This is a genomic window from Rhodococcus yunnanensis NBRC 103083 (assembly GCF_001895005.1).
GTDB lineage: Bacteria > Actinomycetota > Actinomycetes > Mycobacteriales > Mycobacteriaceae > Rhodococcoides > Rhodococcoides yunnanense.
In genome coordinates this window covers 61,510-73,401 of sequence record NZ_BCXH01000006.1, presented here as the reverse complement: position 1 = coordinate 73,401, position 11,892 = coordinate 61,510, and the positions used below count along the sequence as shown (strand labels likewise).

Below are 11,892 nucleotides of genomic sequence, written 5' to 3'. Positions count from 1 at the left end.
CAGCTTCGTCCTACAGGCCCAGGTCTCCCAGACCCAGAAGCGAGCGGTACTCGAGGCCCTCGGCCGCGATGACGTCGTCGGCGCCGGTGGCCCGGTCGACGACGGTAGCAACTCCGACGACCGTTGCGCCCGCGTCACGCAGTGCCTTGACGGCGGTGAGCGGGGAGTTCCCCGTGGTCGTGGTGTCCTCGACGACCAGAACTCGCTTGCCGACGATGTCCGGCCCCTCGATCTGTCGCTGCATCCCGTGCGCTTTTGCGGCCTTGCGAACCACGAACGCGTCGATGGGTCGGCCCTGCGCGTGCATGATCGCCAGCGCGACGGGGTCTGCACCCATGGTCAGGCCGCCCACGGCGTCGAACTCCCAATCGGCGACCAGTTCGCGCATCTGCGATCCGATCAGCGCACCGGCGCGGTGATGCAGCGTCGCGCGACGAAGATCGACGTAGTAGTCGGCTTCCTTGCCCGACGACAGCGTCACCTTGCCGTGCACGACGGCCAGGTCGCGCACGAGCCCGGCCAATTCTGCACGCTCGGCCAAGTCTGCCCGCTCGGCGCTGTGAGTCCTGCCGGCACTGTCGGCCATGAGAGATTCCCTTCGGGTCGATTCCGCAGACGAATCTACCGACCGTGCTCGGCGCAGGATCTGCCGACCTACGCGACGACGTCCTCGGGCTGTGCGTCGCCGACGGGATCGACGTGTTCGACGAACGGTTCGGGGCTGGTGACCTTCAGCATCGCGGCGACGACTTTCGACGGAAACGACGCCCGGATCAGCGAGAGTGCGTACGCGTTGTCGTTGTAGACGCGGACGGCACCGACGATCCGCTTCTCGGTGGTCTCGAGGTCTCCGGCCGGACCCTGAAAGGCCCAGTTGGCCTTCAGCTTCGGATGCTGGTGCGATTCGGCGAGCACTGCGTGGACGGCCGCCGACAGCGCGTTCTCCGCCGCTGCCTGTGCACCGAGACCGAGCCCGCGGTCACGCACTGCCTTCGACCACGACCGCGCCCCCACGAGCTGGCGGACCTTCTCCTGGTCCATTCCCGAGGAATCGACAGCGGCGATGAACGGCTCCAGCTGGACGTACCTGCGCTCGAGTTCGACGGTGACCAGCGCTCTGCTGGCTGCGGTGTGGGATCTGTAGCGTCGCACCCGCCGTTCGACGCTTGCCGCGTAGGCAAGGACCACCAGAACGAGGATCGCCAGGATCACGAAAACAGTCACAAGGTACGAATTTATCGGTGTTCGCCACGACACGCCCGCAGGCACGCCCGGACGCGCGGAACTATGTTCGCCCGCGACCACGTCCGACGACGTTCGTCAGCTTCCGCACTGCGGATTTCGGTATTTTCGTGCCGACCGCGGTGAGCAGCTTGTATTGCGCACCCGGGACGCTGATGACCTTCCCCTTGCTCAGATCGCTCATCGACGCATGCACCACCTGCTCGACGTTCAGCCACATGAACCGAGGAATGGTCGACATCTCGATGCCTGCCCGCTCGTGGAACTCGGTTCTGATGAACCCGGGGCACAGCGCTTGCACCTGGACTCCCGTACCTGCCAGACCGCCCGAGAGCCCCTCGGAGAACGAGACGACGTACGCCTTCGACGCCGAGTACGTCGAGCCGCGTCCTGCCAACAGTCCAGCGACACTGGCAACGTTGACGACGGTGCCCTTGGCGGCAGCCACCATCGACGGAAGCGCTGCGCGGGTCAACTGCATCACAGCGGTCACGTTGACGTCGAGCTGCGCCTGCAGCAGTTCCGTCGGTGCCGTCCAGAATTCACCCGACGTGCCGAATCCCGCATTGTTGACCAGGAATTCGACTCCGCGCCCCAGACGGTCGATCACCAGATCCCGTCCCTGCTGCGTGGCCAGGTCGGCAGCGATGATCTCCGAGTCCGCACCGAATCCCAGCCGTAGGTCGTCGGCCAGCGAACGCAGTTTCAGCTCGTTCCTCGCCACGAGTACCAGGTCGTAGCCGCGCGCCGCGAGATGCCGCGCATACCCGGCGCCCAACCCCGATGTCGGACCGGTGACGAGCGCCACTGGACGAAGCTTCCGGGGGGACACGGGTTCGATCGGCTCAGCGGTCATGCGAAGAAGGTTATAGCTTTCTCACGAATCAGTAGCCATGTGTCGCAAGCTCGATCACGAGTCGGTGGGTCGGCGGTCCGAGTCCCGAGTGATCGGTGTCGGCCGAGCCTGCCCTTGCGGTCGTCTCGGCGGCTCGACGCGGGGCGCCTGCGCGGGCCCCTGCACAGGCCGCGGCCCGCGAGCATCACGGTCGCCCGACTGACGGATCGGCGGACGCGGGGAATCGGAACGTTCCGGTTCCGGCCGACGACGCGACTGGGTTGGCTGAATCGACTTGGGCTGTTGCGGTTGGGGCTGTTGCGGTTGGGGCTGTTGCGGTTGGGGCTGTTGCGATCGGGGCTGGGGCTGGGGCGACCGAGGCGGCGCCGAACGGGGATTCGCTCCGGGGCGTCGCGAGACCGGCGGCAGTACGTGCAGCATTCCGGAGAGCCGCGCGACGGCATCGATGGCCGCATCCCAGTCACGTCCGCTCGATCCGAGCGGCAACGACCCGAGCGTCCATTCGTTCTCGCTCCACAGCAACGACACATGCGAGGGCACTGTCTCGGTGAACGCCGCCATCCTCTGGTCGCATACGCGGCGGGCGATCTCGATATCGGTGGCGAACACGACGCGTGGCCCGATCGATCCGAGCAACTCCATGTCGCGGTCTCGCGGCGGCGGAGTCGACTTCAGCCGAAGATCGATGTCGACGGCGGACCCGACGGGCCGCTGCACCGCGACGATGGTCGTCTCTTCTTCGACGTCGAACAGTACGAACTTCTCGCCGCGCCGCACGCCCCGCACGACGTCGAGAGCGGCGGTGTGCTCCGGCTTGGCGAGTGCTGCACGCCGGAACAATCCGATGATGTCCTCGTCGACTGCCGAGTAGGTGTACCCCTGCGCCTTCGCCCACAACTGGCGCACACGTCCGAGCTGGTCACGCCGCGACCGATCGATATAGAGGAGTGCGACCGCGCCAACCAGGGCGATCGCTGCAAGTCCGAACCACATAGCCGTCATCGCGAATCAGCTTATAGCCTGGCTGCATCGAAGCGGGTCGCCGTGTCGATGCGAGTAGGCGCGGCCGTCAGAAGCCGGCGGCCCCCTACGGTGTCTCGATGATGATGTCGGCGGTGATGGACCCGCCCTCGGCCGGGCTGCCGTTCACGACGATGTTCGACCCGACCTTCAACGCAGAGATATCGAAACCCGACAACGACAGCACCTGCGTCTGAGGCGTCGTCAACACCGTCACCGGCGCACCGTCGAAGCCTTGCAGCGAAATCGTCGATCCGTCGATCGCGGTGATCCTTCCGATCGCGGCTCCCGAATTTCCGAGAATCTCCGGAATGCCACCGGGTAGCAGACCGGTCGACGGCGACGCAGGCGTACTCGGCTGTGTGCTCGGAGTCGGCGCAACCGTTGTGGGCAGCTGGCGCGTGGTGCCCGGCGACGCCGCGGTGTTCGAATCCGACGGCTGGTTGGTCACGAAGAGAATGCCGGCGAGCACGACGACGGCCAGCGCCGCCAACGCCAGCAGCGCAAGAAGCCACTTCTTCGACGAGCCGCCGCCAGGTGTCGACTCCCCGGTGACGTACGGCGTTCCCCCGGTGTGAACCGGCGGCTGTCCCGAGTTCTCCGGTGGCTGGTTCAGCGGTGGCCCGTACTGCTGTGTGTACTGCTGGTTGGCCGCGTACTGCTGATTCGGATCGTACGGCGGAAGCGCCTGCGTCGGATTCGGCTGCTGGGGTGTCTGCTGCGGATAGCCGTACTGCTGGGTCGGCTGGTCCGGATACGGCGGCGAATCCGGATATTGCTGATACTGCTGGCCCGGCGGGTACTGCTGATATTGCTGCGTGGGGTACTGCTGCGTGGGGTACTGCTGCGCGGGGTACTGCTGGTACTGCTGCGCTGGATACTGCGGCTGATCCGGGTACTGCTGTTGATCCGGGTACTGCTGTTGATCCGGATATTGCTGCCATGCCTCGGTGGGCTGATCGCGATCGGGCGGCTCGGGCGGTGGGTTCCCCGTCCCGTCCTCCCATGGCCGGTCGCGCGGATCATCCGGATGTGTCATGTCATCGAGGGTACGACGACAACAAGGCCCACCGGGAGTACCGGTGAGCCTTGTCGAGCCCTGCGCGACCTGCCAGGCCGGGATCCTCTATCCCAGGATCAACGTGTCACCGTCGGGTGACACCTCGACCAGGACGGTGTCCCCGTCGCGGACCTTGCCCGCCAGCAACAGCTTCGCGAGCTGATCGCCGATGGACTGCTGGATCAACCTGCGCAACGGGCGAGCACCGTAAAGCGGGTCGTATCCGCGAACCGCCAGCCACATCTTCGCTGCCGGTGTGACATCGAGTGTGAGCCTGCGCGTTGCGAGCCGCTTGGACAGCTGCCCGAGCTGGATGTCGACGATCGACTCCAGCTGGTCTTCCGACAACGCGTCGAACACGACGACGTCGTCGAGGCGGTTGACGAACTCGGGCTTGAACGCGCGCCGTACCGCCTCCATCACCTGGTCCTTGGTACCGCCCGCGCCGAGGTTCGACGTCAGGATCAGGATGGTGTTGCGGAAGTCGACGGTGCGGCCCTGACCGTCGGTCAACCTGCCTTCGTCGAGCACGGCGAGCAGGATGTCGAAGACGTCCGGGTGTGCCTTCTCGACCTCGTCGAACAGGATCACGCTGTACGGGCGCCTGCGGACGGCCTCGGTGAGCTGACCGCCTGCTTCGTATCCGACGTAGCCCGGAGGAGCACCGACCAGCCGCGCGACCGCGTGCTTCTCGCTGTACTCGCTCATGTCGATGCGGACCATCGCCCGCTCGTCGTCGAACAGGAAGTCCGCGAGTGCCTTGGCCAGCTCGGTCTTACCGACGCCGGTCGGCCCGAGGAACAGGAACGAGCCCGTCGGACGGTTGGGATCGGCGACGCCTGCGCGAGCTCGCCTCACTGCGTCGGACACCGCCTGCACGGCGTCCTTCTGTCCGACGACGCGCCTGCCGATCTCGTCTTCCATGCGCAGCAGCTTCGCGGTCTCGCCCTCGAGCATGCGTCCCGCCGGGATACCCGTCCACGCTGCGACGACGTCGGCGACATCGTCCGGCCCGACCTCCTCCTTCAGCATGACGTCCTCCTGTGTCGGAGTTGCGTCGGTCTTCTCGGCGAGCTCCTTCTCCAGGGTCGGAATGCGGCCGTACCTCAGTTCGGCGGCCTTGCCGAGATCACCGTCGCGCTCCGCCCGTTCCGACTCGCCGCGAAGGTTCTCCAGCTCCTCCTTGAGCACGCGGACCGAGTCGATGGCGTTCTTCTCGTTCTGCCAGCGGGTGCTCAGTTGGTTGAGCTTCTCGCGGCCGTCGGCCAGTTCAGCGCGCAGCTTCTCGAGCCGAGCCTTCGACGCGTCGTCGGTCTCCTTTTCGAGTGCCATCTCCTCGATCTCGAGGCGACGGACAGCACGCTCGACCTCGTCGATCTCGACGGGACGCGAGTCGATCTCCATGCGCAGGCGCGACGCAGCCTCGTCGACCAGGTCGATGGCCTTGTCCGGCAGGAAGCGCGCGGTGATGTACCGATCGCTCAAGGTGGCAGCGGCGACGAGCGCCGAGTCGGTGATGCGAACGCCGTGGTGCACCTCGTAGCGCTCCTTGAGTCCACGCAGGATTCCGACGGTGTCCTCGACCGACGGCTCGCCGACATAGACCTGTTGGAAGCGTCGTTCGAGGGCGGCGTCCTTCTCGATGTACTTGCGGTACTCCTCGAGCGTCGTCGCGCCGACGAGCCGGAGCTCACCCCGGGCGAGCATCGGCTTGATCATGTTGCCCGCGTCCATCGCGGACTCGCCCGTGGCGCCTGCACCGACGATGGTGTGCAGCTCGTCGATGAAGGTGATGACCTGCCCCGCGGAGTTCTTGATGTCGTCGAGCACGGCCTTGAGCCGTTCCTCGAACTCGCCGCGGTACTTGGCACCGGCGACCATGGATCCGAGGTCGAGCGAGACGACGGTCTTGCCGCGCAGGCTCTCCGGCACGTCGCCGGCGATGATGCGCTGAGCGAGACCTTCGACGATGGCCGTTTTACCGACGCCGGGCTCGCCGATGAGGACCGGGTTGTTCTTGGTGCGCCTCGACAGCACCTGCACCACACGCCGAATCTCGGTGTCGCGGCCGATGACCGGATCCAGATCACCTGCGCGAGCACGCGCGGTGAGGTCGGTGCTGTACTTCTCCAGCGCCTGATAGGTACTTTCCGGATCTGCGCTGGTGACGCGCGCGCTGCCGCGCACCGTCTGGAAGGCGTCGCGCAGCTCGTCGGGACCGGCACCGAGGCCGGTGAGCAGCTTGGCGACGTCGGAGTCACCCGTCGCGAGACCGACCGTCAAGTGCTCGGTGGAGACGTACTCGTCGTCGAGTTCGGTGGCGAGATTCTGCGCCGTAGTGATGGCGGCGAGCGCCTCGCGGCCGAGCTGCGGGGTCGTGGTGGACCCTGTTGCAGAGGGAAGCCGATCGACCAGTGCTCGCGCTTCACCGCGTACCGTCGCTGGATCGACGCCGACGGCCTTCAACAGGGGGGAGGCGATGCCGTCGGTCTGATCGAGCAACGCCACCAACAAATGTGCCGGACGGATATCCGGGTTTCCTGCCGCCGAAGCGGCTTGCAATGCAGCACTGAGGGCTGCCTGCGTTTTCGTGGTGGGGGTGAAACTGTCCACCGGTCACCTACTTTCTGCTGGGAAAGAACTGATGTCGGTGACTACAACGATACAAAGGTTGAGTCTGTTCCGCTCAACTTCAAGTTTTTCGGTTTATTTCAAGGCACGTTGTTTCAAGGCAAGCCAGCCCTCCGGCGATCCGCCTCACTCCACTCTGTAGCCGACGAGCAAAAATCGGGCTACCCTCGAGCGGTCTACTTCGGAACCGTCTAGCTATGGCGGAGGTTGATTGATGCTCGACGCGCGAACGATCTCCCTGGTTCGTGCCGGTTTCAAGTCCGTCCTGGCCGCCGAGAACGGTCCTGAGAAACTCGCGCGATCTTTCTACGCACAGCTGTTCGTCGAACATCCCGAGTTCCGTTTCTTCTTCCCCGCGTCGATGGACCAGCAGCGTGACCACTTCGTCAGGGCTCTGGCGTACGTGTTCGACAACCTCGACAAGGACGAACGAGTAGTTCCCTTTCTCGAGCAACTCGGGCGCGACCATCGAAAGCACGGCATCGACGGGTCGCACTTCCGCGCCGGTGGTTCTGCGCTGATCGCCGCCTTCAGAAATTTCGTCGGAAACGAAGTGTGGACGGACGAGGTGGAGTCCGCGTGGAACGACACCCTCGATCTGGTCTGCGGCAGCATGGCCGACGCCGCGGACTCCGACGAGTTGCCGCCGTACTGGGGCGGGACCGTCGTCGAGCATCAACGCGTTCTCGACGATCTGGCTATCGTTCGGCTACAGCTCGACGCGAGCATTCCGTACTTCCCCGGCCAGTACGTCAGCGTGCAGATCCCGCAGCGTCCCAAACTGTGGCGTTACCTCTCCCCCGCGATTCCGAGCAACCCGCAGGGCGAGATCGAGTTCCATGTGCGACGCGTATCCGGCGGTTGGGTCTCTCCGGCGATGGTGGGAGAGACGGTCGTCGGCGATCGCTGGGCCGTCAGCCCTCCGCTCGGCGGCCTCGCTGTCGATCGCGCGATCCCCGAGGACGTGCTGATGATCGCCGGCGGGACCGGGCTCGCACCGCTGCGCGCACAGATCATGGACATGGCTCACAGGAGCCGCAATCCACGCGTCCACCTGTTCATGAGCGGGGTCTATCCGCGCGATCTGTACGACGCGGTGACACTGTGGCAGCTCTCGCTGTCCAACCCGTGGCTGACGGTCGTCCCCGTCACCGAGCAGTACGAGAACCCGTGGTGGCACTCCAGTCCCGCCATCGAGCTGCCGTCGGGAATGCATCATCGGCTGCAAGGGCAGATCGGAAGAGTCGTCACGCAGTTCGGCTCGTGGGCCGACCGGCAGATTCAGATCTGCGGATCTCCGTCGATGGTCAGGACGACGCTCTACGCCCTACGCAGAGTGGGTACGCCCATGGAGCACGTACAGCACGATCCATTGTAGGAACCGCCGTCGGATGTTCGCGAGAACCGCCGTCAGATGTTCGCGCGGCCCTGCCAGTACGGGTCACGGAGTCTGCGCTTGTACAGCTTTCCGTTCGGGTCACGGGGTAGCTCGACGACGTAGTCGACGGACTTCGGCAACTTGAACTTCGCGAGACGCTCCCGCGCGAAGTTCATGATGTCCTCGGTCAGCTCGTCACTGGGATCGATCCCCGCCTCCGGCTGCACGACGGCCTTGATCTCCTCACCCCAATCGGCATGTGGCACACCGAAAACAGCAACATCGGCGACTTTCGGATGCGTGACGATCTCCCCTTCTATCTCGGCCGGGTAGATGTTGACGCCGCCGGAGATGATCATGTCGGACTTGCGATCGCACAGGAACAGATAGCCGTCCTCGTCCAGAAAGCCGATGTCGCCCAACGTGAACAGGTCGCCGACGCGGGATTCGAGGGTCTTCTTCCTGTCGTGATGGTAGTCGAAACTCGACTGGCCCATTCTCATGTAGATCTCCCCTGTTTCGCCCGCCGGGAGTTCGTGTCCGTCGTCGCCGAGGACCTTGACCACGGAGTTGGGCCACGCGGTGCCGACCGATCCTGGCTTGCGAAGCCACTCCGTACCCGAGATCACGGTCCCGCCGCCCTCGGTGGCGGCGTAGTACTCGGTGACGACAGGGCCCCACCACGCCAACATCTTTCGCTTCACCTCCTGCGGGCACGGAGCAGCGCCGTGAATCATCACCCGCAGGGACGTCAGGTCGTATTTCTCGCGGGTCGACTCGGGCAACGCCAGCAGGCGGCGAAATTGCGTCGGGACCATGTGGCTGTGGGTGACGCGATGCCGTTCGATGAGCACGAGCATCTCCTCGGGATCCCACCGATCCATCAGAACAACCTTGTGGCCCAGCTGTATCGAAATCGAAGCGCAGTTCAACACTGCGGTGTGATAGAGCGGTGAACTGCACATGTGCACATGGCCGTCGAACGGTTCGATACCGAAGATTCCGAAGAATCCAGTCGCAACACGCGGTACCTCCTCCGGGTCGTCACCGGTCAGTGGCCGCCTGACCCCTTTGGGCCTACCCGTCGTTCCCGACGTGTACAGCATCGGCCCACCCGCAGTGCGAATTTCGGGTTTCTCATCGGAATCGCCGAGATCACGAAGGGGCGTGAAACCGTCGATGTCGCCGACCGAGAATCTACCGCCCACGCCCGACTCGTCGGCTGCCTGACGGGCGGCGTCGGCGAAACGACTGGACGCCACAAAGGCTTTCGCTTCACTGTCCTTCAGGATGTACGCGACTTCCGGCCCCGTGAGATGCCAGTTGACGGCCACGATGTAGAGACCGGTCTGGAACGCCGCGAAATAGAAGGCGAGGAGATCGGCGCTGTTGTTCAGCATCATCACGACGCTGTCGCCCGGCCGCAAACCCATGGCTTGAAGTCCGCGTCCGTATCGGTTCGCATCGGAGACCAAATCTCGGTAACTGTACGACTCCCCTGCCGGATCGACGAGGGCGATGCGATCCGGTTCCTCTGCCGCGATCTTCCACAGCCCACACGTACGAGTTTTCGACTTTCCTTCGACCGTCATGACCTTCAATCTAGAACGTGTTCTACCCCTTGAGCAAGGCCCCGAGCTCACCGACCTCCGACGCGTTCGACGCAGTGAGCAGAAGCATCGTCACGCCCGCGTCCTCCCACCGCTTCACTTCCTCACGCACGTGGTCGGCGTCCCCCACGATCATGGTCTCCGCGACCATGTCGTCCGGCACCGCCGCGGCCGCCTCGGTCTTGCGGCCCGACAGGAACAATCGGCCGATCTCGGCGACCTCGCTGTCGTACCCCATTCGCCGGTAGACCTGAGCGTGGAAGTTCGACTCGGGCGCACCCATACCGCCGACATACAGGGCAATGGTGGGTTTGAGCCGTTCCAGAGCCGCCGCCCGGTCGTCGGTGACGATCACCTGACACGTCGCCGCGACCTCGAAGTCCTCCCTGCTCCGGCGAGCACCGGGCCGCGCGAATCCCTCGTCGAGCCACTCGTCGTACATCGGTGCCAAGCGCGGTGAGTAGTAGATCGCGAGCCAGCCGTCGGCGATCTCGGCCGTCAGCGCTACGTTCTTGGGCCCTTCGGCGCCGAGCCAGATGGGCAGATCCGCGCGAAGCGGATGGGTGATCGGCTTGAGCGCCTTACCGAGACCCGTGCCCGTCTCGGGTAGCCGATAGTGCGGCCCGGCGCTGGTCACCGGGGCTTCGCGTGCGAGAACCTGCCGCACGATGTCCACGTACTCGCGTGTACGCGCCAGCGGCTTGCGAAACGGCTGGCCGTACCACCCCTCCACCACCTGCGGTCCGGACACACCGAGCCCCAGGATCGCGCGCCCGCCGCTGAGATGGTCGAGCGTCAGCGCATGCATGGCACAGCTGGTGGGAGTACGCGCAGAGAGCTGCGCGACCGAGGTGCCCAGCTGCACGTTCGACGTCCTCGACCCCCACCACGCCAGTGGCGTGAACGCGTCGGATCCCCACGACTCCGCCGCGAAGACCGCGTCGAACCCGGCCGCCTCTGCCGCGTCGACGAGCTCACCCGTCCCCGACGGGGGCTGCGCGCCCCAGTAGCCGAGCTGCAATCCAAGCTTCATCTTCCATGCCTTCCGTCCGATGCTTGCCTCCATAATAAGAACCTGTTCTACTGAAAAATGTGACTTCGGTGAACGCACCACTCAGCGCACCTCTGAACAACGCTTTCGACTACACCCGCTCGGTCGGGCCGACAATCGGAGCGTTTCTGACTTCTCTGCGCCGCGGACGAATAACCGGGGGGCGCGGAAGCGACGGACGAGTGTACGTGCCGCCTCCCGAATACGACTCCGCCACAAAAGAACCCATCACCGAGTTCGTCGACGTCGAGTCCGTCGGCACCGTGGTGTCATGGTCGTGGGTGCCGAGGCCCTACGACGGCCAGCCGCTCGACCGCCCGTTCGCCTATGCACTCATCCGACTCGACGGCGCCGACACCTCGTTGCTTCATGCCGTCGACGCCGGTTCCCCTGGCGCGATGTCGACGGGAATGCGGGTGCATGCGCGGTGGGCTCCCGAACCGGTAGGCGATATCCACGACATCGTGTGCTTCGAGCCGGGAGAGGGTGATGGTGCTGGTGCCGGTGCCGGTGCTGGTGCTGCTGTGAGTGCGGGTGCGGCAGACGCGGAAGCCGAGCCCGTCGAGATGATCACCACCCCGGTGCGCCTCGAGTATCTCCATTCGGCCTCCGCGGAGGAGAGTTATTTCCTGAGGGGCTTGGCGGAGGGCCGAATTCTCGGTGGCCGTGCGGACGCCCGAGCCAAGGTGTACGTCCCGCCCCGCGGCGCGAGCCCCACCGACGGACGCCCGACGACCGAGCAGGTCGAGCTCCCCGACTACGGGACCGTGACGACGTACTGCATCGTCAATGTCCCGTTCCTCGGCCAGAAGATCACGCCTCCGTACATCGCGGCGTACGTGCTTCTCGACGGCGCCGATATCGCTTTTCTGCATCTCATTCTGGAATGCGACCCCGCCGAAGTTCGGATGGGCATGCGCGTCGTGGCGAAGTGGAAACCGCAGCAGGAGTGGGGTCACACGCTCGAGAACATCGAGTACTTCCGACCGACGGGTGAGCCCGACGCCCCGTACGACACCTACAGCCATCACCTCTAAGGGCGGA

10 protein-coding genes are annotated in these 11,892 nt (G+C 65.1%); 2 read left to right on the top strand and 8 right to left on the bottom strand.

The window, feature by feature from the left end:
* Positions 1 to 10: 10 nt before the first annotated feature.
* From pyrE to clpB, 6 genes are all read right to left on the bottom strand, one after another.
* Positions 11 to 586 (bottom strand): orotate phosphoribosyltransferase, encoded by a 576-nt coding sequence (gene pyrE / locus RY1_RS12105; protein WP_371829468.1) that lies wholly within the window; start codon positions 584 to 586, stop codon positions 11 to 13.
* Positions 587 to 654: 68 nt separating this feature from the next.
* Positions 655 to 1,224, bottom strand: a complete 570-nt coding sequence (locus RY1_RS12100) for a LemA family protein (RefSeq protein ID WP_072803826.1) — start codon at positions 1,222 to 1,224, stop codon at positions 655 to 657.
* Positions 1,225 to 1,285: 61 nt separating this feature from the next.
* A complete protein-coding gene (locus RY1_RS12095) occupies positions 1,286 to 2,098 on the bottom strand; it encodes an SDR family NAD(P)-dependent oxidoreductase (RefSeq protein WP_072803825.1) in 813 nt (270 codons plus the stop codon).
* A 54-nt stretch (positions 2,099 to 2,152) separates the two neighbouring features.
* Positions 2,153 to 3,091, bottom strand: a complete 939-nt coding sequence (locus tag RY1_RS12090; protein WP_072804020.1) for a TtfA family protein — start codon at positions 3,089 to 3,091, stop codon at positions 2,153 to 2,155.
* Between the two features lie 94 nt (positions 3,092 to 3,185).
* Entirely contained in the window at positions 3,186 to 4,157 is a 972-nt protein-coding gene (locus RY1_RS12085; RefSeq protein ID WP_139279815.1) for a DUF5666 domain-containing protein, read from the bottom strand.
* A gap of 87 nt (positions 4,158 to 4,244) precedes the next feature.
* The gene (gene clpB, locus RY1_RS12080) at positions 4,245 to 6,791 is read right to left on the bottom strand and encodes an ATP-dependent chaperone ClpB (protein ID WP_072803824.1); all 2,547 of its coding nucleotides are present in this window, start codon (positions 6,789 to 6,791) and stop codon (positions 4,245 to 4,247) included.
* A gap of 232 nt (positions 6,792 to 7,023) precedes the next feature.
* On the opposite strand from clpB, the gene RY1_RS12075 reads away from it, so the two are divergent.
* Positions 7,024 to 8,187 carry a globin domain-containing protein gene (locus tag RY1_RS12075; protein WP_072803823.1) on the top strand — a complete coding sequence of 388 codons (1,164 nt, stop codon included), beginning with the start codon at positions 7,024 to 7,026 and terminating at the stop codon, positions 8,185 to 8,187.
* A 32-nt stretch (positions 8,188 to 8,219) separates the two neighbouring features.
* On the opposite strand, the gene RY1_RS12070 is transcribed toward RY1_RS12075, so the two are convergent.
* Together RY1_RS12070 and RY1_RS12065 are read right to left on the bottom strand one after the other, a co-directional pair.
* Positions 8,220 to 9,779 (bottom strand): acyl-CoA synthetase, encoded by a 1,560-nt coding sequence (locus tag RY1_RS12070; RefSeq protein ID WP_072803822.1) that lies wholly within the window; start codon positions 9,777 to 9,779, stop codon positions 8,220 to 8,222.
* 22 nt (positions 9,780 to 9,801) lie between these two features.
* Positions 9,802 to 10,830, bottom strand: a complete 1,029-nt coding sequence (locus RY1_RS12065; protein WP_072804019.1) for an LLM class F420-dependent oxidoreductase — start codon at positions 10,828 to 10,830, stop codon at positions 9,802 to 9,804.
* 68 nt (positions 10,831 to 10,898) lie between these two features.
* On the opposite strand from RY1_RS12065, the gene RY1_RS12060 reads away from it, so the two are divergent.
* Positions 10,899 to 11,885: a Zn-ribbon domain-containing OB-fold protein gene (locus RY1_RS12060; protein WP_072803821.1), complete on the top strand. Its 987-nt coding sequence runs from the start codon at positions 10,899 to 10,901 to the stop codon at positions 11,883 to 11,885.
* The last annotated feature ends 7 nt before the right edge of the window (positions 11,886 to 11,892 follow it).

Excerpts from the sequence above, each read along its gene's own strand:
- pyrE (WP_371829468.1), bottom strand. The coding sequence starts at position 586 with ATGGCCGACAGTGCCGGCAGGACTCACAGCGCCGAGCGGGCAGACTTG.
- RY1_RS12095 (WP_072803825.1), bottom strand. The coding sequence starts at position 2,098 with ATGACCGCTGAGCCGATCGAACCCGTGTCCCCCCGGAAGCTTCGTCCA.
- RY1_RS12090 (WP_072804020.1), bottom strand. The coding sequence starts at position 3,091 with ATGTGGTTCGGACTTGCAGCGATCGCCCTGGTTGGCGCGGTCGCACTC.
- RY1_RS12085 (WP_139279815.1), bottom strand. The coding sequence starts at position 4,157 with ATGACACATCCGGATGATCCGCGCGACCGGCCATGGGAGGACGGGACG.
- RY1_RS12075 (WP_072803823.1), top strand. The coding sequence starts at position 7,024 with ATGCTCGACGCGCGAACGATCTCCCTGGTTCGTGCCGGTTTCAAGTCC.
- RY1_RS12070 (WP_072803822.1), bottom strand. The coding sequence starts at position 9,779 with ATGACGGTCGAAGGAAAGTCGAAAACTCGTACGTGTGGGCTGTGGAAG.
- RY1_RS12065 (WP_072804019.1), bottom strand. The coding sequence starts at position 10,830 with ATGAAGCTTGGATTGCAGCTCGGCTACTGGGGCGCGCAGCCCCCGTCG.